Origin of the sequence: Thermincola ferriacetica, from assembly GCF_001263415.1 — a bacterium.
Classification (GTDB): domain Bacteria; phylum Bacillota; class Thermincolia; order Thermincolales; family Thermincolaceae; genus Thermincola; species Thermincola ferriacetica.
On record NZ_LGTE01000011.1, the window covers coordinates 25,656 to 49,318 of the forward strand.

Sequence of the window (23,663 nt, forward strand, 5' to 3'; positions counted from 1 at the left end):
TATGATATTAATTATATCACACCGCGGACACTGTTCAATGGAAAATTCATCCCCGGCCGAACGGCCGGGGATAAATTATTTAACGACAATATTCACCAGTTTCTTGGGCACGGCAACAACCTTTACCACCTGTTTGCCTTCGATCAGCTTTTGCACAGACTCCTGGTCCATAGCAAACTGCTGCAGCCCGCCTGCATCCAGGCTTGCCGGCGCCATCATTCTCTCCTTCACTTTACCGTTGATCTGGATGACAATTTCCACTTCGTCCTGGACAGTTGCAGCCGGGTCATATTTGGGCCATGGCTGAGTATGCACACTATCGGTAAACCCTAGTTCATGCCACAGTTCCTCCGCTATGTGCGGCGCAAAGGGCGCCAGCAGCAAGATCAGGCTGTTCATCGCCTCAGCTTCTACGGCGCTGTTGCGCCTTTCATTCTTATCCCTGTACTGGTACAGAGCGTTCACCATTTCCATGATCGCGCTAATAGCCGTATTGAAGTTGAAACGCTGGCTGATATCGTCGGTTACTCGCTTTATTGTAACGTGGGTTATCCGGCGCATTTCCCTGTCGGTCGGAGCCATTTCCTCCACATGGGCAGTGTCATCCAAACCCGAAACATAATTATATACCAGCCGCCAAACCCGGTTGAGGAAACGGAAAGCCCCTTCCACGCCCTGGTCGCTCCATTCCAGGTCTCTTTCCGGTGGCGCGGCAAAAAGGATAAACAACCGGGCCGTATCGGCGCCGTACTTGGCAACGATTTCCTCGGGACTGACCACATTGCCCTTGGACTTGGACATCTTCGCGCCGTCTTTTAAAACCATACCCTGCGTCAACAGATTGGTAAAGGGCTCCTCAAAACCTACTAAGCCGGCGTCATAGAGCACCTTGGCAAAAAACCTGGAATAAAGCAGGTGCAGAATCGCATGTTCCACGCCGCCGATATATTGTTCCACCGGCATCCAGTAATCCACGGCCGCCCGTTCAAAAGCAACTTCCGTTGCGTGGGGGCTGCAGTACCGCAGGAAATACCATGATGAACAGATGAAGGTATCCATGGTATCGGTTTCCCTCTTCGCCGGCCCGCCGCAGGTCGGACAGGTGGTATTCACGAACGAAGGGCATTCTGCCAGCGGCGACTGGCCTGTGGGCTTGAATTCCACATCGTCAGGCAGCATAACCGGTAACTGTTCCTCAGGAACAGGTACAGTACCGCATTTATCACAATAGATGATTGGGATGGGCGCTCCCCAGTACCTCTGCCGGGAAATTAACCAGTCCCGGAGCCGGAAATTTACAGTACCCCGGCCTATTCCCTTTTCTTCCATATATTTTATTATCTTATTCAGAGCTTCTTCGTTCGGCAAACCGTTAAAGGGCCCGGAATTTATCATAATACCTTGCGCTTCAAAGGCCTCTTCCATCACGGCAGGCGGTTCCGTTCCCTCCGGTACGATTACGGGCCTAATGGGCAAATTATATTTGGTGGCAAAATCAAAGTCACGCTGGTCGTGAGCCGGTACACCCATAACCGCCCCTGTACCGTAATCCATTAAGACATAGTTGGCTATGTACAAAGGAATTTTTTCGCCGGTCAACGGGTTAATGACATGGGCGCCGATAAACAGTCCCTCTTTTTCATTATCCCCCGAAGTCCTGGCTATTTCGTTTAATGCCTGGGCCTTTTGCACAAACTCTGTGGCTGCTGCTTCGTAGGCAGTACCCCTGGTCAGTTTTTCCACCAAAGGATGCTCCGGCGCAAGAACCATGAAGGTAACGCCGTATATAGTATCAGGTCGCGTTGTATAAACGGTGATTTCATCGTCCGTCTCGGCCACCTTAAACCGGACCTCGGCGCCTTCGCTACGGCCGATCCAGTTTTCCTGCATGATTTTTACCTTATCGGGCCAACCCTTCAACAGTTCAATATCTTTAAGCAATCGGTCTGCATAGTCGGTTATCTTGAAAAACCACTGAGCCAGTTCTTTTTTACCCACCTGGGCGCCGCAGCGTTCACAGGCCCCATTGACAACCTGCTCATTGGCCAGCACCGTCATACAGTCAGGGCACCAGTTAACAGCCGATTTCTTTTTGTAGGCCAACCCCCGTTTATAAAACAGAAGAAAAAGCCACTGGGTCCATTTATAATAATCGGGCAGACAGGTGGTAACCTCGCGTTCCCAGTCATAGCTAAAGCCCAGCCTCTTTAACTGGTTCCGCATGTTTTCTATATTGCTCAAAGTCCATCGGGCAGGCGGTACGCCATGCTTAATCGCCGCATTCTCAGCCGGCAGTCCAAAGGCGTCCCACCCCATAGGATGCAAAACGTTATAACCCTGCATGGTTTTAAATCTGGCGACCACATCGCCGATCGAATAGTTGCGCACATGGCCCATATGTAAATTCCCCGAAGGATAAGGGAACATTTCCAGCGCATAATACTTGGGCTTACTACGGTCATCCTTTACTTTGTGTAAACCCATGTCGTCCCAAATCTTTTGCCATTTAGTCTCAATTTCTTTAAATGAATATTTTTCTTTCACGACTACACTTCCCCCTATGCTGTAACGTTAACAGTTTAAACTCAGCAACACTGTAGTTAAGCTGTTTCTATATTTGCCGCATCCTGCAGGTTATATTCCTCGATGGCCATCTCACGAAGCTTGTATTTCTGGATTTTTCCGCTGGCCGTCATTGGAAACTCTTCGACAAATTTTATATACCGGGGGTGTTTGTACTGGGCGATACGCCCTTTGCAAAACTCCCTGACTTCCTCCTCCGTCATCTCCACCCCTTCGCGCAGCCTAATCCACGCCATAACTTCCTCGCCGTATTTAACATCAGGTACACCGACAACTTGCACATCCAGTATCTTGGGGTGGGTATAGAGAAATTCTTCTATCTCCCGCGGGTAAATATTTTCCCCTCCGCGGATAATCATGTCTTTCACCCGGCCGGTTATTTTGCAGTACCCGTTTTCATCCATGACAGCAAGGTCTCCCGTATGGAGCCATCCATCTTCGTCAATGGCGGCATGGGTCGCTTCCGGCATCTTGTAATAACCCTTCATTACATTGTAGCCCCTGGCGCAAAGTTCGCCCTGTACACCCCTGGGCACTTCTTCCCCCGTTTCGGGATTCACAATTTTCACTTCTACACCGGGAATACTCCGCCCCACGGTGGTCACCCTGAGTTCAATCGGGTCGTCTACCCTGGTCATGGTAATAGCCGGGGAAGCCTCTGTCTGACCGTAAGTAATGGTAACTTCCTTCATGCCCATCCGTTCCATAACCTGCTTCATCGTTTCAATGGGGCAGGGCGAACCGGCCATAATCCCCGTCCGCAGGGAACTGAGGTCATATTTGTCAAAATTGGGCAGGTTTAATTCAGCAATAAACATGGTTGGTACCCCGTGGACGGCCGTGCAGCGTTCCTTTTCGATAGTCTGCAGCACCTGCACAGGATTATAGGATACCAGCGGTACCATGGTGGCTCCTGATACAACGCAGGTCATGGTGCCCAGGACACAGCCAAAACAGTGGAACAGGGGTACCGGGATACAGAGGCGGTCCTTATGGGAAAAGTTCATGCAGTCGGCAACCGCTATGGCATTATTGACAATGTTTTTATGGGTTAGCATTACTCCCTTCGGAAAACCGGTTGTACCGGAAGTGTACTGCATGTTAATTACATCATCAGGGTCCAGGGAACGCTGCCTTGCATCCAGTTCCTCATCAGAAACCGATTTCCCCATTTCCATCATTTCATTCCATGAAATCATCCCCGGCGGACAGTTTTCACCGATGTAAATCACGTTTTTTAACAAGGGAAGCCGGGCAGATTTAAGTTCGCCCGGTTTACATTCTTGCAGTTCCGGGCATAATTCCGTAATCATGCCTGTATAACTGGAATCCCGCCAACCATCAATCAATATGAGCGTGGTGGAATCCGATTGCTTCAGCAGGTATTCCAGCTCAAAGACTTTGTAGTTAGTATTGACAGTCACCAGTACAGCACCCATTTTGCCGACAGCGAACTGACTGATCACCCATTCCGGTACATTAGTGGCCCAAATCGCCACATGGTCGCCCTTTTTAATTCCCAACTTCATGAAACCCTTTGCCGCCAGCCGGCAAACTTCGTTAAACTGGGCGTATGTATAACGCAACCCTCTGTCTGCATATACCAGAGCCTCGTTATCAGGATAGGTTTGGGCCTGTTTGTCCAGCAAATCTCCCACCGTAATATTCAGAATTTCATTTGCCTTGGTAATGTCTGTTCCACTCAACTACTTTGACCCCTTTCGTTTAAGTTCTACTTCCCCTAAACAAACCAAAAACCTTTCGCCCGCAAGGGACGAAAGGTTAACTTCCGTGGTACCACCCTAATTGGGAAACAGCAGTTTCCCCACTCGGCAGGATAACGGCCTGTTCCGGTATAGGCTACTGTTTTCACCTATACAACTCAGGAGCGAGTTCAAAGAAATTTCTTACTGCCTTGCACCCCCCGGCAGCTCTCTGAAAAGCAAATTCCTTTTACTACTCTCCGTCATCGACTTCTCTTTTCAAATGTATGTCAATTATTATAAGTTAAAGACCGGTAAAAGTCAATCGTTTAATAGCGGACAGATGCAGCAACTTCCGCCAGGTCTGCCTCTATATTATCAGCTTCCAGAACCTTTGAGAAGACCTCAATTATCTTCGGGTCAAACTGAATACCGCTGCCTTTGACAATGTCGGCCAAGGCGCTTTGTTTGCTATAACCCTTTCTATAGGGCCGGTCCGTAGTGATGGCATCAAAAGCGTCAACGACCGAAATAATTCGAGCCCCCAGAGGAATTTCTTCTCCTTTTAACCCGGCCGGATACCCACCGCCGTCATAATATTCATGATGGTATAAAACAATAGGAATTACTTCTTCCAGAAAAGGAACGGAAGAAAGAATGGTGGCGCCGATTTCCGGATGTTTTTTAATTTCCTTAAATTCAGCCGAAGTCAGCGGACCCGGTTTTTTGAGGATAATTTCACTTATCCCTATCTTGCCTATGTCATGCAGGATAGCAGCATAAAAAATATTCCGGATATCTTTTTCAGGCAGTTTCAATTCCCGGGCCACTGCAACGGCATAATTGGTTACCCGTTCTGAATGCCCTTTGGTATATGGGTCCTTTGCATCGATTGCAGCAGCCAAAGCCTGAATAGTATGGGTATATAGTTGGCTGATCTGCCGGTTAGCCTGAGCCAGCTCCCTTGCCACCTGGGCATTGATATCGGCCATCGCTAAAAGTTTTTGCTGGTTTTCCCGCTCGTTAATTAAAATTTTTGTGATAAATAAACAGCTTAACAGGTAAGCAACAACGATAAAAATGCCTTCAATAACGAGCAGTTCGACCTGACCGGACTTGTACCACGTTTTAAACCCGGGCCAGGAAGCTAGCAGATGCAGAGCAAGTGATACGGCCGCAGCATTAAAAGCGCCGGAACAGTTATATACCAGCCCCGCATAAATGGTGGGGATCCCATAAAAAAAGAACATGAACTCCTTGTAGGGTGTTGGCACAATAATAGAAAATACGCTTATAATAAGAAAAAAAACCAAAATGATCAAAAAAGAATACTTATTTTTTTTGAGTGCAGTTAATATGGAAATATCCCACAGACGCTGTTTTTTAAAACCGCTTGCCATTACACTTCTCCTTAAGTAATAAGAACTGTAAAGAAAATGATAATAATTATTCGACACCCACTGATTTTTTCCTTGCGACATTTCAATAATTTTTTTTAATTTTTTGGCAATTATGAAAATAAATTTCGGCCATTAATACATAAAAAGCCCCGCTTTCAAGCGAAGCTTATCGCACCGGCCAACCTGCAAATCTAAAAAACGCTTTTAAAAATCTACCACTTTCGCATCCGCCCAAAGATGTTCCAAATTATAGAAGTCGCGGTCTTCTTCCTGAAAAATGTGTACCACAAAAGTTCCGTAATCCATTAATATCCAATGGGCATCTTTCATCCCTTCGATCCGCAAAAAGTCAGCATCTTTTTCTCTTAGTTTATCTTTTATGTTTTCTGCAATTGCCTGTACCTGGGTAGAAGAATTTCCGCTGCAAATTAAAAAGTAATCACAAACGGGAGAAATATCTGTTAAGTCCAAAACCACAAGGTCCCTGGCCTTTTTGTCTTCCGCAGCCCGGATAGCCGCGTAAATCAATTCCTGAGTATTATCTGCCAAAACTCAATCCCCCTAAATAAATCTTGCTATTGTTATATTCTATGGAAAAAAAGGTAAACCTGTCAAGGGGTCTTCTGTCCCGCCCCGGAAAGTATAAGGGCATTACGGGCCTCGATACTTTTGGGATGAATAATTCCGTTTTTGGCGATGACATAATTCAAGGTGGAGTTAAGCCCGGCCAGCACGGCTGCGTCCAAATTTTTTGCCGCCAGCTCTCTTAGCCTGTCTACCCCTGGAAACTGGCGTCCCGGTTCTATCATATCAGCCACAAAAATGACCTTATCCAGTGTAGTCATATTTTCGTCTCCCAGGGTATGGCGGCGAATAGCGTTTAATATTTCTTCGTCTTGCACACCAAATTCCCGCCGGGCTATTTCCGCCCCCACTTTTCCGTGCAGCAGGTCAGGAACCTGCCTCTCCAAGAAATCAACTGACAGTTTAAACCCGGCGCTTAAATCCAGCAGTTCCAGGGCGCTTCGGTTCCTGGCACAATCATGTAAAACAGCAGCAATACGGGCCTTATCTAAGTCAATATGAAAACACCTGGCCATCTGTTCAGCCGTTTTTAACACGCCAATGGTATGACGAAACCGGTGGTCGTCCATCATCCGCCGTAGTTTTTCGAGGTCAATACCGTCAATCATGCTTCTCGCTCCCCATTAATGAACCATATATTAAACTATTAAACTATTTTACATGCAGGTAAACATTTCCTTTATTACAGGCAAAAAACCTCCATCTTAAAAGAAGGAGGTTTGGCAAGTAAGGCCCTATTGGGCTCCTTCGCCTCTGGGCTTGGCCTCATTAACAGTAAGAACCCGGCCATTAAATTCTTTGCCGTTCATCTCTGCAATTAACCTGTCTGCATCTTCGTCTTCTACTTCTACAAATCCAAAGCCTCGCGACCTTCCGGTCTCGCGGTCAGTTATTATTCTACTGCCAACTACCTTACCGTGAGCGGCAAAAGCTTCCGCTAATTCTTCCGGCTTGGTAGCCCAAGGCAAATTTCCGACATAAAGGGTCCGCACCAAAACCTTCACCTCTCTTTCAATTTCTGCCACAACTGAAACAAAAACACTGGCCCAACCCTTGGTAGAATGTTGGTAGCCAAAAACGAGTTTTAATTTAAAAGGCACCTGGGTTCTTGAACCCAGGTACCTTTTTTAAAAACAGACAGCTGCCTGATACACCCACGTGGAACCTCGAGATTTGAAAACCCAAAACAATAAGTTTTTATGTCTTTTGTTTCTAGTAGTATTATGTTCAAAATGAATCACTATATGCTGTAAGTCTTTTGGTAAATTGCACAAATGTTACTAGATTTCTACGAACAAATTACCTGTACAGTTTATGCCTCTCGATGTATTTTTCCACGCATTCAGGGACAAGGTATTTAATAGGTTCACCATTTTTAATATAATGCCGTATATCCGTGGAAGAAATATCAATCCGGGGTATTTCAAAGGTAAAGATTCTACCCTGAAATGACGGCGGCAATCCTTCTATCTGCCTGCGCATTTCAGCTAAAGTATACCCCGGTCTGGTAGCTGCGGCAAAATAACACAGTTTCATTACTTTATCAACATTTTTCCAGGTCGTTATTTCCAACATGGCGTCGGCGCCGAGAATAAAATAAAGCTGCGTCCCGCTACCAAACAGTTCGTAAAACTTTTTTACAGTATCAACGGAGTAGGAAAGACCCTGCCGGTCCAATTCTTCCCTGGAAACCTCGAAATAGGGGTTTGACTCAACAGCCAAACGTACCATTTCGCAGCGGTGTTCTGCCTGAAGCAACTTTTCATGTTCTTTATGCGGAGGTTCTTTGGCCGGTATAAAAATTACTTTTTCCAGGCCAAACCGATGCCTGGCAAATTCAGCAATTATCAAATGGCCAAGGTGTATCGGGTTAAAAGTTCCTCCCATCAATCCAATTCTTCTTTCATTAGCTTGTATCATGCAAAATCAACCCCTGTTAATGACAGTTATAACAGGTTCCAGAGTATTACAGGCAAAAAGAAGCAACCAATTTCCTTACGAGAACCGGCAAGGGATATTAAGAAACAAGGTGATTTTCATGCTGAATATCCGGGACTATCTCGAGGATATCCACCATATTTTATCTGTCCAAAGCCCAGCCCAATTTAAAATGTTTATTTACCGGTATATGCCCAATGACCCACGGGCTCAATATCTGTTATCACTGGACCGAAATGAACTCAAGTTATATATGAACCGGCTCAAAAAGCAAATGCTCCCATGGATTGAGGAATCATTGGAAATTATGTCTGATGACCCTTTGCACTAATCCGGCCAGGGACGGTCGGTGGCCGCCGATTAACCCCTCACCTGTCCATTGCCAAAAATAATATACTTTGTTGTTGTTAACTCGGGCAGGCCCATGGGGCCGCGGGCATGGAGCTTCTGGGTACTGATACCGATCTCGGCACCGTAACCGAACTGGAAACCGTCGGTAAACCGGGTGGAAGCATTGACATAGACAGCCGCTGCATCGACTTCCTCCGTAAACCGGCGGCTCTTATTGTAATTGTTGGTAATAATGGCCTCTGAATGCTTAGTCCCGTATTTATAGATATGGTCTATTGCTTCATCCATATCCCGCACAACTTTTACGGCCAGAATCAAATCAAGAAATTCTGTATAATAATCTTCTTCTGTGGCGTCTTTAACCCAGGGAACAATCGCTTTTGTTTTTTCACAACCCCTGATTTCCACATTATATTCATCCCTCAATTTGTTGAGCAACGGCGGTAAAACTTTATCGGCCACCTCTTCGTGCACAAGCAGTGTTTCCATGGCATTGCAAACGCCGGGCCGCTGTGTCTTGGCATTAATAACGATATTCATGGCCATATCCAGGTCGGCTTCATTATCGATATATACGTGACAGTTGCCTACCCCCGTTTCAATAACAGGTACCGTGGCATTTTGTACCACCGTTTGAATCAGTCCCGCTCCGCCGCGGGGAATGAGGATGTCAATGTATTCGTTTAATTTAAGCATGACATTCACGGCTTCCCGATCGGTGGTTTCAATTAACTGGATAGCGCCCGCAGGAATACCGGCAGAAGTGGCGGCATCAGCAATAATTTCAGCTATCCGCTTGTTGGAATTGAAAGCCTCTGATCCGCCTCTTAACAAAACGGCATTTCCCGTTTTCAGACACAGCCCCGCCGCGTCTACTGTTACGTTGGGCCTTGCTTCGTAGATCAAGCCGATAACCCCTACCGGCACTCTGATTTTACCTATCTGAAGTCCATTGGGCCGTTTCCACATATGAATAACTTCTCCAACGGGGTCCGGCAGAGCGGCAATAGCCCTTAATCCATCCGCCATTTCCTTAACTCTGTCGTTGGTTAGCAACAGCCTGTCCAAAAGGGCCGTGGACAGTTTCTTTTCACGGCCGGCCTGCATATCAATGCTATTGGCTTCCAAAATGTCATCCGTTCTGGCTTCCAAAGCATCTGCCATAGCCATCAAAGCCTTGTCTTTGACAGCCGAAGACAGATGGCCCAGTTTGCGGGCCGCCTCTTTTGCCTTTTGGGCCTGAGCAATTACCTTTTCTTTTACCATCACACTTCTCCCCCTAAATACATATTACCAGGTTATCACGGTGAATTACCTCATCGTAGTCTTTATAACCCAAGATGTTTTCAATATCTTTTGTTTTGGCGCCTTTTATCTGCATAAGATGGTTATGGTCATAGTTCACAACGCCGCGGGCTATCTCTTCTCCTGTAGTCCTGGCCAGGCTGACGGTATCACCGGCCAGAAAATCGCCCTGTACATCGACAATTCCGGAAGGCAACAGGCTTTTCCCTTCATCAATCAATGCCTTGCACGCGCCTTCGTCAATGACTATTTTACCTTTTACAGCGGAACCGAAAGCAATCCATTTTTTCCTGGTTTGCAGCCGGTTGTGTTTGGGCAGAAACAGGGTGCCGATTTCTTCCCCTTTCACAATATCTGAGAGAACCTGCCTCCTGCGTCCATGGGCAATAATAACAGGTACTCCGGAGGTCATGGCCAGTCTGGCGGCGTGAATTTTGGTGGCCATGCCGCCGGTCCCCAGGTCAGACCCGGCACCGCCCGCCAACTGTTCTATGGCCGGCGTAATTTCCTCTACCACATTGACAAGTTGGGCATGCGGGTCGGTCTTCGGATTACCTGAATACAGGCCGTCAATATCTGATAAAATCACCAACAGGTCCGCGTTAATAAGACTGGCCACCATGGCAGACAATGTATCGTTATCACCAAAACGTATTTCCTCTACGGCTACCGTGTCATTTTCATTAATAATAGGCAGCACATTCATTTTCAAAAGAGCGCTTAAGGTATTCCTGGCGTTGGAAAACCTCTTGCGGTCCATCATGTCTTCACGGGTCAACAACACCTGGGCTACGGTGCCGCCATACTCGGCAAACATTTTTTCGTACATATGCATGAGAATTCCCTGACCCACAGCGGCTACAGCCTGTTTTTCGGGAATGGACCTGGGCTTTTTGCCCAGTCCCAGGCGGCCCATTCCGGCCCCTACAGCGCCTGAGGAAACCAGGAGCACCTCTTTTCCTTGATTCCTCAGATCCTGCAGCTCCCTTACCAATTGTTCCATCTGCCGCAGGTCCAGCTTTCCTGTATGGTGGGTTAACGTACTGGAGCCGATTTTCACCACTATTGTTTTGGCGTCCTGAAAATTCCTGAAACTCTTTATGCCGGTTTCCATCTCTGGTCACTCCGCTTTTACAGATTAGGCTATCTGTACTAGTTGGGCAGTTCTATCTGAGGTTTGGTCTTTGAAGGCCGGTATAACAAAATGACGTGCCCGATAAGCTGAATGAGATGAGCATCCGTTGCGCTGGCCACCCTTTCAGCTATCCGGTCGATCTCTTCGGCGCAATTGTTTAAAACCCTTATTTTGATTAATTCACGGGCCTCCAGGGCATCATCGATTTGCTTAATAACATTGGGCGCCAAAGCGCCTTTGCCAATCTGAATGATGGGGTCTATGCCGCTTCCCATGGCTCTCAGAAAACGCTTGTGTTTACCTTTCAGGTCCCGTGTACTAGCGTCATTCATCTACGCTAGCCGCACCTCCTTGCATTCCTGTGAGGAAATTTCTTTCCCCAATTAATACCTATTATTATAGCACAATTTAATAAATAAAACACAGAAATAAAACAAAAGTTGAAAAAAGCAGGCTGAAAACCTGCTTTATCACCCAATTTTTCTCATATCATCCCGGTCCTTCCGGGTTTTGCGGCGCCGGTTTTCGTAACCGGGCTCTCCTTTTTTCCAACCGCTGTTCATTTTGCTTCGCTCAATGACTAAATTTTCTTCCTTGATGACGAAGTCATTCCTGGCAGTACAATAGTACGTACGGTCTCCCTGCCTGCAGTTGCCACACTCCAAGCAATCCATTGAAAAGTTATACCTCCATTCAAGCGACTATCTTCTAAATAACATATTCAAATTCCAGGTCTTTAATACGTACAACATCACCGTCCTTGATGCCTCTCTTTCTAAGTTCGTCTTCTACGCCCATCCTGCGCATGATCTGTTGAAAACGCTTGACGGCTTCCTCGTTCTCAAAATCAGTCATGGCAAAATGTTTTTCGACTTCCCTGCCTTCAACCACATAAACACCATCTTCATATCTAACGGTAAACCTTGGCGCTTCGCTTACCTTGGTAACTTTCAAATGTTCTACCTGAGTGGGAGCATCGGTAAGTTCATCCAATAGTTCGGCCAGTCTGTACACAAGAGGCTTTACCCCTTCAGCAACTGCGGCAGACATGGGAAATATTTCGTGCTTATCCCCTAAATACCCCTGTAAGCGGGCCAGGTTTTCTTCCGCTCCGGGCAGGTCCATTTTATTGGCAGCAATGACCTGGATCCGTTGAGCTAACTCTTCGTTATATAATTGTAATTCGTGGTTAATCGTTTTGTAGTCTTCAATGGGGTCCCTTCCTTCGGAACCCGATATATCAAGTACATGCACCAAAACCCTGGTTCGCTCGGTGTGGCGTAAAAAATCATGACCTAAGCCGGCCCCGGCGTGGGCTCCTTCAATAAGGCCGGGTATATCAGCCATGACAAAACTTTTACCTTCGTCAACAATGACCACTCCCAGATTGGGGACCAAGGTAGTAAAATGGTAATCGGCTATTTTGGGTTTAGCCGCCGAAACTACCGAAATTAACGTGGACTTACCGACATTGGGAAAACCTATCAGGCCCACGTCGGCCAAAACCTTAAGCTCCAATTCCACCCAGCGTTCTTCACCCGGTTCGCCCTTTTCCGCAAAAGCAGGAGCCTTATTCTGGGCCGTAGCAAAACGGGCATTGCCCCGTCCGCCGCGACCGCCCCGCGCTATGACGGCAGTCTGCCCGTGTTGGGTGAAATCGGCCAGGAATTCTCCTGTTTCCGCGTCTTTAACCACCGTCCCCACGGGAACCCGGACGATAAGGTCCTCGGCATTTTTCCCATGCATGTTTTTTCCGCCCCCGTGTTCTCCACGGGCAGCCTTATAATGGCGCTGGTAGCGGAAATCCACCAGTGTGCGTAAACCTTCATCAGCCTGGAACACGACATTGCCGCCCTTTCCCCCGTCGCCGCCGTTGGGCCCTCCTTCGGGGACATATTTCTCCCGCCGAAAAGCAACAACGCCGTTTCCCCCATCGCCACCTTTTACATAAATCTTCGCCTGATCATAAAACATCATCAAATCCCCTATCTAATTTCAATTATATTGACAAATTTGAGCCTGTCAAACGTTAATTGACGTGCTACTAAAGATTTCTCTTCCGTTTAAAAGGTTCCTGCCGAACCCGGTAAAAGCTTTATTGCAAAAGTCGAGTAATAGCCTCACTGACAGGTTCGAACAGTGTCTCAACAACCGTAGAAATATTCGGTACCGGCAGCCTCAGGACTGCCAGGAAGCTGAATAACATGGCCGCCAGCATTAAAGTGCCAAACACAGCCAGCACCCGCCATTGTTTCTCCCTGATCAGGGGCGGGACTTCATAAGCTATTATCAGGATAAAAATTGAAATTAACAGCGGAATCAAATCTTGTCCTCCCAGAAAATTTCACAGAATTGATTATTTTATCGTAAAAGGATCCGAGATGATATTCGTTCTCCTGACCTTTCCCTCAACTTTAATGGTTACCGGTAAATCAGGGTAAATATCATACCAGTCCTTTTCAATTTCCCGCCAATAATCGGGGTACCGGCGGTGAATGGAGACACCAAACCCGAAAACATCTGCTCTCAGTTTTTTCTGGGCCTTTCGGAGGGTTTTCCAGGCCAGTCCTTTCACTGCGCGGGAAAAGGTGGCATTTAATTTTTTCAAGACCTTTGGGTCCCCTACCTGTACATCTCCATCTACTTCCCCAATATTGGCCTCCGCATAAATGTTGACTTCCATGACTATACGCCCATTTTTTATAATAGGTTTAAAGCGGCTGTCGGAACTTATCTGCAGAAAGGACAGTTTTCCCTTGCCATTCTCTGCACTTGCAGGAATAATGCCGCCCTGCGCCTTTCCCAGAATATACAAAAACCCCTTGGTTTCCTCGGGCGTCAATCTGCCCACCATTTTTTCCCCGCGGAACACGGCCAAACCATCCAGGGCTATCGTCTGCCGGGGCTCCATCTGCTTTCTCTGGCTGCCGGCAGCTTCCGAGGAAGCAATGGTTCTCACCATGGGAGCTACAGCATCCCAGCCCGGTTCTAGGAGCGCTTGGGTAAATAAATTTAAATCCACGGGATAGGATTCCGAGACCAGGGGGCTGGTCTTGGTTAGAATTTCCGTAATTTCATTGGTGAGGGTTTGTTCAAGTTCCGGCATATTTGCCAAAATGGTCCGGGCATCCTCCTTTCCGACAAGAACCCAGTTTCTGAGCCGGATATCTTTGTGCCGCTGCAGGTAATCAAGGATATCGCCGATACCCTGGCGGGCTGTTTTCTGTCCGATCAATATGATATCACTGTGGTATAAGACAAGGGTCCGCGGAGCCCGATGAGTCATATTCCGCTCAGCATCGTAAAGAGTATTGCCAACTTCGGCAACCAGCCAATCGGGGTTTTTTTCTTCCGCCGGCTGCTGCCTGCCGCCCAACTGGCGGGACCTGACCACCAGGGCGCTGGTCCGGTATTTCTGCCGGTTACCTTCTTTAAACCGGTCTATCCCCAGGGCGGAAACAATGGATAAGTCCTCCACTTCCCGCCGGCTCCAGCACCCGCCAGTAAATATCATAGTAAAAATCAGAATTACTGTAACAACAATTTTTCTAGGCATTCCGCCGACCACCCCTCATTCTGATTGTTGCTACCAGCAACAAAAACGCCGGAATGAAAAGTTCAAACACAAAGGCATATATGGGAAAAACCTTCGATATAAAATCTACCAGTTCCCGGGAATTTCCAAACATCGATACAGAGAAAACCAGGGTGATAATACCCATCGGATAAACCAGCGGCCGTTCATTTTCCACTTTAAAAAACTGGGCGCAGGCCAGGACCGCCGCCAGGTAAAAAACCGCCACCTTGATGGTAATGCCGGCCACCCAGACAATTACGATAACCGCTTCCACCCTTTCCAAAAACTCCCCCAGGCTTATGTATTTAGCCAGTTCCAGAGTTGGAAACATAAAATGGGAATCCTGTAGAGATCCAAAAACCATGGTGCTGGCCATAATCAAAGCACCCAGGATAATCGCTATAAGAAGAACAGCAATAATTAATGTGTTTCTGGCTTCTTCGGATTTATTCAGGTACGGCAGCAACATCAGGATCACCGCCACTTCACCCCGCCAGGCGCTTGGCGTCAACGAACCGAGAATAACAGGCTTAATACCTCTTTCCAGCACCGGCAGTAAGTTGCCCGGGTTCATTTCGCCAATGTTGAGGGTAATTATTATAAGCAAGACCCCGATAAAAAGCGGAAACACAAACTGGTTCATCCGTACTACTACTTCAAACCCGTTCCTCACCGCGGAAGCCGCCAGCATTACTACCACAATATTAAAAACCAGCAGCGGCGTTTCCGGCAAAAAGGCAGTAACCAGAAAATCGCCAAACTCCCTGACTATAATGGCATTAACATGGAGAAAAAAAATAAAGTAAAGCAGGCCGATTGTTTTCCCCAAAACAGGGCCCACCAATTGCGGCGCATATTCAATAATGGTTTGATCGGGGAAATACAAACCCAGTCTGGCACAAACCAGGGACACGGTAACGCCAAAGCCTGTGGCCAAAAAGAATACGGAAATCCAGCCATCTCTTCCGGCCGTCTCGCTGGTTATAGCCGGAACAAACAGGAACGCCGTTGCTGAAACTACGGTTACCAGCAAAAAAAGCATCTGGGTACTGGCTATTTTTTCGTCTTTCAAAATCACTGTGGTTTCCTCCTGGCAATTTTACGTGAAATACGATTTTCATTATTTTCGTTTCTTTTTCTTTCTTCCGGCGCCTTCGGCTTTTGGCCGTATTTCTGGCGCGCCGCGTCTTTATAGCCGTACGTCCGGGGCCGAACAAACATGGACCACCAGGGCGCCCGGAAAAACATATCCTTCAGGTCGCGCAAACTGGTAGGGGCCAGCGGTGAAATATACGGAATACCAAAAGACCTCAGGGCGCATAAATGGATCAAAATGGCCAGTAACCCCGTCATGATGCCGAATAAACCCAAAAAAGCAGCCAGAACCATCAGGGTAAACCTCAGAATTCGAATGGAAAATGAGCCTGAATAAGACGGCAGCGTAAAGGAGGCTATCGCCGTCAGCGCCACTACAATAACCATAGCCGGTGATACCAGGCCCGCTGTTACAGCCGCTTCCCCAATTACCAGAGCGCCAACAATACTGACCGCCTGACCGATAGTTTTGGGCAGCCGGACGCCCGCTTCCCTCAACACTTCAAAAGTACCTTCCATTAAAATGGCCTCCACAAAAGCCGGAAAAGGCACCCCTTCCCTGGCGGCGGCAATGGAAATCAGTAGAGGGGTGGGTAGCATTTCCTGGTGGTAAGTAACTATGGCTATGTAAAAAGCCGGTAGCAGCAGTGCACTATTAAGCGCTCCAAAACGGATCAGTCTTATAAAGGTGGCAAAAGGCCATCGTAAGTAGTAATCTTCACTGGCCTGCAGCATCTGCGGAAAGGTTACGGGAAGCAGCAGGACAAAAGGAGTAGTATCAACCAGAATGGCCACCTGCCCTTCCAACAGCCCCCCCGCCACTTTATCAGGTCGCTCCGTAGAATTTACCGTTGGGAAAATCGACAGAGGGGCATCCTCAATGAACTCTTCAATATAACCACTCTCCAGGATGCCATCCACCTTGATCCTCTTTAACCTTTCTTTGACCTCCGCCACTATTTTCTCATTCACTACCCCGTCTATATATGAAATGCATACGGCTGTGTTGGTCAGGGTACCGATTTTAATTGTCTCAAATTTTAAGCGGGGCGACTTAATCCGCCGCCTGATCAGGGTAATATTGGTCTGCAGACTTTCTGTAAATCCTTCCTTGGGCCCGCGCACCACCGATTCCGTTTCCGGTTCCGTGACTGCCCGCTGAACCCAGTTCTGCGTTGAAACAGCAAAATAATTGTCCAGGCCGTCTACCAGTAAAACCGTTTCGCCGGTAAGTACGGCTGCCAACAGGTCCTTCATGTTGTTGGAAGTTTTTACTTCCGTAAAGGCCAGCAGTTCTTCAGCAAAAACATCTTTGTTCTGCAAGGCAGGTCCTTTGTTTTTCAACTGGACCGCGTCATACATAAAGGTCTTGACCATGTCGTCTGTTAGCATCTTTTTGTTGACCAGCCCGTCAATATAAGCCATAGCTGCTTTCACCGAAGGCGTGGTCCCAACCACAAACTCCCTGAGGACAAAATCGCTGCACCGGTCAAAAGCTGCCCGCAAATAACTGATATTTTCTTCTAAATTGGCAGAAAGACTGACCTTTTCCAGTTTATCATAGGATATACTTTTTTCCGGCGCCGGTTTGGCAAATATTCTTTTTAGTATCCGTTTCCACTTTTTCAGCATTATTTACACCTGCCGTTATTTATGATGCCCATGTCTACCAAATTCATTCTATAAAAGGCAACTTATGCCACAAAAACATAAATAATCTAAAATTACCAGGGGCATAATTAAATTTAAACCCTGTGGTTTAAAAATTAGGTGTGAGGGGAAGACATAAATGTTCCGGTTGTTAAAACATATGGCTAAACAACTTGTAAAAAACAAAAACAACAACCAGTCTTCTGAGACGAAAGAAAAGCTGGTTCCTTTCCCTGCAGTCAGAAAAAACCTGACCTGGTTCAAACAAGTTTTAAATGATTCTGATGACCTCATTATCCGGGAATTCAGCAATGCCGACCTGGCGGGCATTGAAGGAGCCTTGCTGTACCTGGAAGGCATGGTCAACAACGACATAGTAAATAATGTCCTGTTGCCGGCCCTTTTGCGGGATGATATCCTGATCCACAGCCTGGGAGAAACAGAACCGGCCATCCGCAAGGACCAGATTGATAAAGAAATAGTGCCTGTAGGGGGCAGCAAATTGGTTGATGATTTGCATGCAGCCCTTTTGTCGTTGATGTCTGGAGATACCTTGGTATTATTGGAAGGAATCTGTCAAATTTACGTCTTTGAAACCAAAGGCTGGAAAGAAAGGGAAACGGCCGAGCCACACTCTGAACGTATTGTCCGCGGCCCGCAGATTGCTTTTGTAGAAAAATTAACCATTAATATGGCCTTGATCAGGCGGCGCTCCCGAAACCCAGAAATAACTTTCAGAAAGATGAACATCGGCAACGAATCTAAAACTGATATAGCTGTTGTTTATCACCGGAAAAAAGTTCGGCAGCAGGTGTTAAATGAACTGCTCCACCGGATTAACAGCTTAAACATAAACAACCTGCAGGATTCAGGTATGCTGGAAGATTATATCAAGGATAATCCCCTTTCCTTTTTCCCGCAATTACAATATACGGAAAGGCCCGATAAAGTAGTGGCCAGTATCATAGAGGGCAGAGTCGGCATTATTGTGGATGGTTCTCCCATGGTCCTGCTGGCGCCGGCGCCTCTGGCCGTTTTTTTTCAAAGTGCCGAAGATTATTATGAAAACTGGCAGTTTGGCACCATTATCAGGTGGACCCGTTTCCTGGCTGCTTTTATTTCCACAAGCCTGCCCGCCCTTTATATAGCGATTATTTCTTATCACCCGGAACTGCTGCCCATGCGCCTTGCTTTTTCTATAGGGGCAACTCGCCTGACGGTGCCTTTTCCGGCCTTTGTGGAAGCTTTGCTGATGGAATCTATTCTGGAACTGTTGCAGGAAGCCAGCATCAGATTGCCCCAGCCGGTAGGCCAAACTATCGGCATTGTCGGCGGTCTGGTTATCGGCCAGGCAGCCGTCCAGGCAGGAATCATCAGCCCGATTATGGTTATCATTATTTCCATTACAGCCATTAGTTCTTTTGTCCTTCCGGCATATAACTTTAACCTGGCCACCAGGCTCATCAGGGTGCCTTTTATTTTATCCGCCGTATTCCTTGGCTTTTACGGTCTGGTCCTGGCCTGGTTAACCACCCTCGCCCATCTGTGCCAGTTAAAAACTATGGGCGCCAGTTATATGGAAGGTATCACACCCTTCAGCAAGAAGTCCCTGGATACCATTATCAGGACTCCCAAGCGGTTAACGGGCAAATGAACGGATAATCCCCAAGCCTTGGATAAAAAGGAGTGCAAGTTTCATGCGGAATAACAAAGTAATTACGAAGTGGCAGTGGTTTAGCGCTATCATTTGTAGTGTCATAGGCACCCACATACTTGTACTGCCACGTTTGGTGGCCCAGGTTTCTGAGCAGGATAGCTGGATTACTTTTTTAACTGCAGGCCCCGTTACCTTGCTGAGCGCCTTCAGCTACTATTATGTTTCTGCAAAGTTTCCCCAAAAAAACCTTTTTCAGTATTTGCCCCGGGTTTTGGGGAAATTTTGGGGCCATGTAATAACATTAGTAACACTAATTTACATTCTGCTCTATCTGGGCTTATCTACCCGGATGTTCGCCGACGGGATCAAGACTTACCTGTTAGAAAGTACTCCTTTGGCCATTATTATTTTTTCTTACATACTGGCAGTTGCCTATCTGGCCAAAGGAGGGGTTGCCGCCATGTGCAAGGTCTTTGATATCCTTTTACCGGGTATAATTTCAGGGGTGCTTCTGGTCATTATTCTGCCAATGAAGGAAGCCGACTGGGGACACCTGCTGCCCATTCTCCCCGAAGGCATAGGGCGGGTGTTTGCGGGCGTGCCGGTAGTCATGCAAGCCTTTATCGGCTGCAGTCTGATAGGATTTTTTATGCCTTTTACCAAAAACCCAAAAACATCCCTTCCCCTGTTGAGCGGTCTTGTTTTGTCTATCTTATTACTAACCTTTTTGATGATAACCATATCTACATATTTCGGAACCGAAGAATTAAAACACAGTCTATACCCCGTTTTGTCCATGGCCCGGGGAGTACAGTTTCCCGGCTCGCTAATCGAGAGAATGGATACCTTTTTTACATTGGTTTGGGTGCCTATTTCTTATTCCACCACAGTGGTACAATTCTATATTGCCGCAACCGGCATCTCGGGATACCTGCCAAAGATTAAAGAAACGGCGATATATTTGGGGCTGGCCGTTTCCATAATCATAATATCTTCAAGTCCTAAAAACGTATTACAAAATTTATCTTTAAATTTTTATACAGATTTTGTGGGGATTCTTATATTTTTCGCCCTGCCGCCGGTAATGGTATTGGTTACCTTTATAAAAGGAGCGAAAAGCAAATGAAAAAAAATGTCTTCGTAGCTATAGCGATGCTTTTTACACTGCTTTGTTCCGGATGCTGGGATATGCGGGAAATTGAGCAAAGGGGCTACATTATAGGATTGGCTCTGGACACCTATCAGGATTTGCAAGACACCCTCACACCCGTGCAAAAAATGCGTCCGCAGTCGGGCAAAAAAAAATACGTCATGACCGCTCAAATCCCAATTTGGAAACTGGGCCAGCCGATCGCGGGTGGGGCAGGAGGCGGCGGTGTCGGAAAACAGAAAGCAACCTGGAACCTGTCTGTGGAAGGTAATTCCCTCATGGAAATGAACAGGGAACTGGCTACCCGTTCAGCATACCCGCCCTTTTATGATGATATGGTTGCCGTAGTGATCAGCCAGGACTTAGCCCGGCAAAATATCGTACCTTTTTTGGATTTTATGTTGCGGGACATTGAATTTCGCCCTGCAGTAAGATTATTTGTGGCGGAAAAAAAGGCGAGGGATATCCTCTCCGTGATCCCGCAAATAGATAGTTATTCGTCTCAGTACCTGTGGGGCATATCACAGAATAACTACAAAACGGGGCGTATGCTGTTTAACGTAACTTTAGGCGATATTTCCGAATATCTTTATGCCGATCAGGATTTTGCCCTTCCCCTGGTCAGAAATGCCAGAAATGAAATAAAAAATGCCGGCGCTGTGGTTATCAGAAAAAACAAAATGGTGGGACAACTGAACGAGCTCGAAACAGCAGCCCTTAACATGGTTAATAATAACTTCAAAGGGGGCGTGGTTACTTTTACGTGTCCCGATCATCCAGAGGAAATCATTACCTATGAGGTCCGGCAGGCCAAAACACTGATTTACCCGGAAATCAAAAAAGGCCGTTTCCATTTTCGGTTAGAAACGTACCTGCAAGGGAATGTGGCAGAAATAGAGTCTGCCAGGTTTCGCGACGCAGGCTCCCAGGCATTTCTGGAAAAAGTCAGCGCCGAAGTAAGTAAAACCACGGAGACAAATATCAGGCATACCCTGACCAGGCTCCAGAAATATAAGGCCGATGCCGCACAGTTAATTACTCAGGTAAAACAGAAAAAGTACAAGGCATGGAAAAAGACAAAAAGCGAATGGCGGGATAAATACTTTCCCCTCGCAACCTTTGATATCCAGGTAAAAGCACAGGTACAATACATCGGCACCACAAAATGAAAACGCCTTTGGCAAAGCCAAAGGCGTTTCGTGTACAAACATACCTTCATTGATTATTGAGATACAGCCTGCGGATATACACTGACCTGTTTTTTATCTTTGCCTTTACGCTCAAATTTTACTACGCCGTCAATAAGTGCAAAGAGAGTATCGTCTTTGCCCTTGCCGACGTTATTCCCCGGATGAATTTTGGTCCCCCTTTGGCGAACCAGGATATTCCCGGCAGTTACAACCATGCCGTCATGACGCTTAACGCCCAGATACTTGGGGTTAGAATCACGGCCGTTACGGGAACTGCCGACTCCCTTTTTATGAGCAAACAATTGTAGATTTAACTTGATCATGAGGTCCACCTCCTCTTTTTCAACTGAACATAATCGCCATAGTCCCTGACCAGTTCCTCCAAGCCCATAACCATTGACCCCAGCAAGGCGTCTATCTGGCCCTTTCGCCGGTCATCCAGAGCCAGACTGCCATCTGGTGCAGTGGGCAAAACCAACCGTAACCAGCCGTCGTCAACGGACAATTCTGCGGGCTGTACCTGCAAATAATCGGTAATACCGTTAGCCGTAGTTATGGTTAAAACAGAAACGGCACAGCAAATTAAATCGTATTTTTCAATTCGGTCAGGCCCCAGGCCATGCCCTTTAGCTTCAAAGCCGATTACCTGGCCCAGGTTATTATAAAAAACATCCACATTAATCATAAACCAAACCTGATTAAGCCTCGATTTTCTCTACCACTACCTTGGTATAAGGCTGGCGGTGTCCGGCCTTTCTACGGTAGTTCTTCTTGGGCTTATATTTGAAAACAATAATTTTCTTGCCTTTAGTTTGTCCCAAGACCTTGAAAACTACTTTAGCGCCTTCTACCAGGGGAGTACCCACTTTCAGGTCTCCATCTTTGCTAACGGCAAGCACTTCCTTAATCTCCAGGGTTTCGCCCTCATTAGCGTTGAGTTTTTCTACCAGGAGCACATCTCCCTCCTTAACCCTGTACTGCTTGCCTCCAGTCGCAACGATAGCGTACATAGCGACACCTCCCTTACTGTACTCGCCGATTCCAGGCACGCAAAGCGTTTTGGAAAAGCCTGCCTCGAGCGGTTTTCAGGCACAAGCCGCCTAATGTGCCTACAATATAACATTTTAAATGAAGTAGCTGGCTTTGTCAAGGCTGTTAAATTGGCTGTGCGCCGGAATACGGAGGACGCAAAATGTTCACAAAACGTTCACAAAATGTTCACGAAGTGGGCATATATCATAGCTAAACTTTAATCAAGCCAACTAAAGAAAAGGAGCTGGAAAGATGAACAATCAAATAATAGTATCCACAGAAAAAACCGAAAAAATAAGAATTAGGCCTGCTGTATTAACCAAGTTTGTGACAAACATAACATTCAGAGCGGTATGCCAGTTTTTTATAATAGGCGTAATGATTTATGCAGGGTGGAACTTCTATGGTTTTTATGAATATCTTCGAGGAAATGGTGAAATTCTTGCCCCATACCGCCCACCGGTTGTCGAGGCATTTTTACCCTTTGCCGCGGTTGTTGCTTCAAAGGTGATGTTTGTAACTGGAGAAATTGATTCCGTCCACCCAGCGGGACTGGTAATATTCATAGCAATTTTATTGACAGCGTGGATATTCAGGAGGGGTTTCTGTTCATGGATTTGTCCTATTGGAACCTTGTCCGAATACCTGGGCAAGTTAGGTCAAAAAGTAATGGGTAGAAACCTAATGATGCCCAAATGGCTGGACATACTTTTGCTGGTTTTAAAGTACGTGACATTGCTGGTGATACTAAAGTTACTCCTTTTTCTACCAACCACCGAGGCGGAAATTTTTATGCAGACACCATTTTACAAAATCAGCGACATCAAAATGTTAGAATTTTATTTGAATATTGGTCTGGTAGGTATTTTGGTTATTATCATTCTTATGTCTTTGTCCTTTTTGTTTAAAACCTTTTGGTGCAGATATTTATGTCCCTATGGTGCACTCCTTGGTATCATCGGTATTTTTAGTCCGGTTGTTTTAAAGAAAAACAATAACAGTTGTATCAAGTGCAATAAATGTAACCAAGTTTGTCCAAATAAAGTAAATATAAAAGAAAAAAATCAAATTGTAATTTCTACCGAATGTATAGGATGCACCTCATGCGTCTCCACCTGCCCCCAACCGGATACATTGAAGTTTACGGCGTTCGGGCAACTGCAGGTTAGCCCCTTGGTATATTCTGTTGGTGTACTAGCAGTATTTTTCGGAGTAATTGTTATTGGAATGCTTACAGGACACTGGGAATCCAGTTTGGACATATCTGATTTTAAATCACTATACCAGCAGATGTTGGGAGGGTTCTAGTAAA

24 protein-coding genes and 1 other annotated feature are annotated in these 23,663 nt (G+C 46.5%); of the genes, 5 read left to right on the plus strand and 19 right to left on the minus strand.

The genetic code is table 11. From position 1 onward, the window contains the following. Window positions 1-75: 75 nt before the first annotated feature. The 7 genes from leuS to nadD form a co-directional block, all read right to left on the minus strand. Window positions 76-2,544, minus strand: a complete 2,469-nt coding sequence (gene leuS / locus Tfer_RS08380; protein ID WP_052218015.1) for a leucine--tRNA ligase — start codon at window positions 2,542-2,544, stop codon at window positions 76-78. A gap of 56 nt (window positions 2,545-2,600) precedes the next feature. Continuing rightward, on the minus strand, window positions 2,601-4,289 hold the full coding sequence (locus tag Tfer_RS08385) for an AMP-binding protein (protein ID WP_200901023.1): 1,689 nt from the start codon (window positions 4,287-4,289) through the stop codon (window positions 2,601-2,603). 61 nt (window positions 4,290-4,350) lie between these two features. Further along, window positions 4,351-4,562, minus strand: a binding site (T-box leader). A 53-nt stretch (window positions 4,563-4,615) separates the two neighbouring features. Beyond that, the gene (locus tag Tfer_RS08390) at window positions 4,616-5,536 is read right to left on the minus strand and encodes an HD-GYP domain-containing protein (protein ID WP_160315546.1); all 921 of its coding nucleotides are present in this window, start codon (window positions 5,534-5,536) and stop codon (window positions 4,616-4,618) included. A 354-nt stretch (window positions 5,537-5,890) separates the two neighbouring features. Beyond that, window positions 5,891-6,235, minus strand: coding sequence for a ribosome silencing factor (gene rsfS, locus Tfer_RS08395; protein ID WP_052218019.1), 345 nt, complete (start codon window positions 6,233-6,235; stop codon window positions 5,891-5,893). 62 nt (window positions 6,236-6,297) lie between these two features. Next, entirely contained in the window at window positions 6,298-6,879 is a 582-nt protein-coding gene (yqeK, locus tag Tfer_RS08400; protein WP_013121344.1) for a bis(5'-nucleosyl)-tetraphosphatase (symmetrical) YqeK, read from the minus strand. Between the two features lie 126 nt (window positions 6,880-7,005). Beyond that, window positions 7,006-7,266 (minus strand): RNA recognition motif domain-containing protein, encoded by a 261-nt coding sequence (locus Tfer_RS08405; protein WP_083436869.1) that lies wholly within the window; start codon window positions 7,264-7,266, stop codon window positions 7,006-7,008. 304 nt (window positions 7,267-7,570) lie between these two features. Next, on the minus strand, window positions 7,571-8,191 hold the full coding sequence (nadD, locus tag Tfer_RS08410) for a nicotinate-nucleotide adenylyltransferase (protein WP_052218021.1): 621 nt from the start codon (window positions 8,189-8,191) through the stop codon (window positions 7,571-7,573). Window positions 8,192-8,309: 118 nt separating this feature from the next. On the opposite strand from nadD, the gene Tfer_RS08415 reads away from it, so the two are divergent. Continuing rightward, on the plus strand, window positions 8,310-8,540 hold the full coding sequence (locus tag Tfer_RS08415; protein ID WP_152909011.1) for a hypothetical protein: 231 nt from the start codon (window positions 8,310-8,312) through the stop codon (window positions 8,538-8,540). Between the two features lie 29 nt (window positions 8,541-8,569). Here Tfer_RS08415 and Tfer_RS08420 read toward each other — a convergent pair whose 3' ends face one another. From Tfer_RS08420 to Tfer_RS08460, 9 genes are all read right to left on the minus strand, one after another. Next, on the minus strand, window positions 8,570-9,829 hold the full coding sequence (locus tag Tfer_RS08420) for a glutamate-5-semialdehyde dehydrogenase (RefSeq protein ID WP_427916560.1): 1,260 nt from the start codon (window positions 9,827-9,829) through the stop codon (window positions 8,570-8,572). Window positions 9,830-9,839: 10 nt separating this feature from the next. Next, a complete protein-coding gene (proB, locus tag Tfer_RS08425; protein ID WP_052218027.1) occupies window positions 9,840-10,979 on the minus strand; it encodes a glutamate 5-kinase in 1,140 nt (379 codons plus the stop codon). A gap of 38 nt (window positions 10,980-11,017) precedes the next feature. Next, the gene (gene yhbY, locus Tfer_RS08430; protein ID WP_052218028.1) at window positions 11,018-11,332 is read right to left on the minus strand and encodes a ribosome assembly RNA-binding protein YhbY; all 315 of its coding nucleotides are present in this window, start codon (window positions 11,330-11,332) and stop codon (window positions 11,018-11,020) included. A gap of 138 nt (window positions 11,333-11,470) precedes the next feature. Further along, a complete protein-coding gene (locus Tfer_RS08435) occupies window positions 11,471-11,674 on the minus strand; it encodes a hypothetical protein (protein WP_013121351.1) in 204 nt (67 codons plus the stop codon). 34 nt (window positions 11,675-11,708) lie between these two features. Beyond that, window positions 11,709-12,974 (minus strand): GTPase ObgE, encoded by a 1,266-nt coding sequence (gene obgE, locus Tfer_RS08440; protein ID WP_052218031.1) that lies wholly within the window; start codon window positions 12,972-12,974, stop codon window positions 11,709-11,711. Between the two features lie 121 nt (window positions 12,975-13,095). Next, the gene (locus tag Tfer_RS08445; protein WP_052218033.1) at window positions 13,096-13,323 is read right to left on the minus strand and encodes a hypothetical protein; all 228 of its coding nucleotides are present in this window, start codon (window positions 13,321-13,323) and stop codon (window positions 13,096-13,098) included. A 33-nt stretch (window positions 13,324-13,356) separates the two neighbouring features. Beyond that, window positions 13,357-14,556 (minus strand): Ger(x)C family spore germination protein, encoded by a 1,200-nt coding sequence (locus tag Tfer_RS08450; protein ID WP_052218035.1) that lies wholly within the window; start codon window positions 14,554-14,556, stop codon window positions 13,357-13,359. Continuing rightward, the gene (locus tag Tfer_RS08455; protein ID WP_052218037.1) at window positions 14,549-15,655 is read right to left on the minus strand and encodes a GerAB/ArcD/ProY family transporter; all 1,107 of its coding nucleotides are present in this window, start codon (window positions 15,653-15,655) and stop codon (window positions 14,549-14,551) included. The genes Tfer_RS08450 and Tfer_RS08455 overlap by 8 nt, the downstream gene beginning before the upstream one ends. Further along, entirely contained in the window at window positions 15,652-17,304 is a 1,653-nt protein-coding gene (locus Tfer_RS08460; RefSeq protein ID WP_052218039.1) for a spore germination protein, read from the minus strand. Before Tfer_RS08460 ends, Tfer_RS08455 begins: the two co-directional genes overlap by 4 nt. A 157-nt stretch (window positions 17,305-17,461) precedes the next feature. Here Tfer_RS08460 and Tfer_RS08465 point away from each other — a divergent pair, with 157 nt between their 5' ends. The 3 genes from Tfer_RS08465 to Tfer_RS08475 are packed head-to-tail and all read left to right on the plus strand — an operon-like array spanning window position 17,462 to window position 21,298. Further along, on the plus strand, window positions 17,462-18,976 hold the full coding sequence (locus Tfer_RS08465) for a spore germination protein (RefSeq protein ID WP_083436863.1): 1,515 nt from the start codon (window positions 17,462-17,464) through the stop codon (window positions 18,974-18,976). Window positions 18,977-19,019: 43 nt separating this feature from the next. After that, complete coding sequence (locus Tfer_RS08470) at window positions 19,020-20,105, plus strand: GerAB/ArcD/ProY family transporter (protein ID WP_052218041.1); 1,086 nt, start codon at window positions 19,020-19,022, stop codon at window positions 20,103-20,105. After that, entirely contained in the window at window positions 20,102-21,298 is a 1,197-nt protein-coding gene (locus tag Tfer_RS08475; RefSeq protein ID WP_052218043.1) for a Ger(x)C family spore germination protein, read from the plus strand. Before Tfer_RS08470 ends, Tfer_RS08475 begins: the two co-directional genes overlap by 4 nt. 53 nt (window positions 21,299-21,351) lie before the next feature. Here Tfer_RS08475 and rpmA read toward each other — a convergent pair whose 3' ends face one another. The 3 genes from rpmA to rplU are packed head-to-tail and all read right to left on the minus strand — an operon-like array spanning window position 21,352 to window position 22,329. Next, complete coding sequence (gene rpmA / locus Tfer_RS08480) at window positions 21,352-21,642, minus strand: 50S ribosomal protein L27 (RefSeq protein ID WP_052218045.1); 291 nt, start codon at window positions 21,640-21,642, stop codon at window positions 21,352-21,354. Next, complete coding sequence (locus tag Tfer_RS08485; protein ID WP_052218048.1) at window positions 21,639-22,004, minus strand: ribosomal-processing cysteine protease Prp; 366 nt, start codon at window positions 22,002-22,004, stop codon at window positions 21,639-21,641. Before Tfer_RS08485 ends, rpmA begins: the two co-directional genes overlap by 4 nt. Before the next feature lie 13 nt (window positions 22,005-22,017). After that, window positions 22,018-22,329, minus strand: coding sequence for a 50S ribosomal protein L21 (gene rplU, locus Tfer_RS08490; RefSeq protein WP_013121362.1), 312 nt, complete (start codon window positions 22,327-22,329; stop codon window positions 22,018-22,020). A 274-nt stretch (window positions 22,330-22,603) separates the two neighbouring features. On the opposite strand from rplU, the gene Tfer_RS08495 reads away from it, so the two are divergent. Continuing rightward, window positions 22,604-23,659, plus strand: coding sequence for a 4Fe-4S binding protein (locus Tfer_RS08495; protein WP_052218050.1), 1,056 nt, complete (start codon window positions 22,604-22,606; stop codon window positions 23,657-23,659). Window positions 23,660-23,663 lie beyond the last annotated feature (4 nt).

Excerpts from the sequence above, each read along its gene's own strand:
- Tfer_RS08390 (WP_160315546.1), bottom strand. The coding sequence starts at position 5,536 with ATGTTCTTTTTTTATGGGATCCCCACCATTTATGCGGGGCTGGTATAT.
- yqeK (WP_013121344.1), bottom strand. The coding sequence starts at position 6,879 with ATGATTGACGGTATTGACCTCGAAAAACTACGGCGGATGATGGACGAC.
- nadD (WP_052218021.1), bottom strand. The coding sequence starts at position 8,191 with ATGATACAAGCTAATGAAAGAAGAATTGGATTGATGGGAGGAACTTTT.
- Tfer_RS08415 (WP_152909011.1), top strand. The coding sequence starts at position 8,310 with ATGCTGAATATCCGGGACTATCTCGAGGATATCCACCATATTTTATCT.
- proB (WP_052218027.1), bottom strand. The coding sequence starts at position 10,979 with ATGGAAACCGGCATAAAGAGTTTCAGGAATTTTCAGGACGCCAAAACA.
- yhbY (WP_052218028.1), bottom strand. The coding sequence starts at position 11,332 with ATGAATGACGCTAGTACACGGGACCTGAAAGGTAAACACAAGCGTTTT.
- Tfer_RS08435 (WP_013121351.1), bottom strand. The coding sequence starts at position 11,674 with ATGGATTGCTTGGAGTGTGGCAACTGCAGGCAGGGAGACCGTACGTAC.
- obgE (WP_052218031.1), bottom strand. The coding sequence starts at position 12,974 with ATGTTTTATGATCAGGCGAAGATTTATGTAAAAGGTGGCGATGGGGGA.
- Tfer_RS08450 (WP_052218035.1), bottom strand. The coding sequence starts at position 14,556 with ATGCCTAGAAAAATTGTTGTTACAGTAATTCTGATTTTTACTATGATA.
- Tfer_RS08460 (WP_052218039.1), bottom strand. The coding sequence starts at position 17,304 with ATGCTGAAAAAGTGGAAACGGATACTAAAAAGAATATTTGCCAAACCG.
- Tfer_RS08465 (WP_083436863.1), top strand. The coding sequence starts at position 17,462 with ATGTTCCGGTTGTTAAAACATATGGCTAAACAACTTGTAAAAAACAAA.
- Tfer_RS08470 (WP_052218041.1), top strand. The coding sequence starts at position 19,020 with ATGCGGAATAACAAAGTAATTACGAAGTGGCAGTGGTTTAGCGCTATC.
- Tfer_RS08475 (WP_052218043.1), top strand. The coding sequence starts at position 20,102 with ATGAAAAAAAATGTCTTCGTAGCTATAGCGATGCTTTTTACACTGCTT.
- rpmA (WP_052218045.1), bottom strand. The coding sequence starts at position 21,642 with ATGATCAAGTTAAATCTACAATTGTTTGCTCATAAAAAGGGAGTCGGC.
- Tfer_RS08485 (WP_052218048.1), bottom strand. The coding sequence starts at position 22,004 with ATGATTAATGTGGATGTTTTTTATAATAACCTGGGCCAGGTAATCGGC.
- rplU (WP_013121362.1), bottom strand. The coding sequence starts at position 22,329 with ATGTACGCTATCGTTGCGACTGGAGGCAAGCAGTACAGGGTTAAGGAG.
- Tfer_RS08495 (WP_052218050.1), top strand. The coding sequence starts at position 22,604 with ATGAACAATCAAATAATAGTATCCACAGAAAAAACCGAAAAAATAAGA.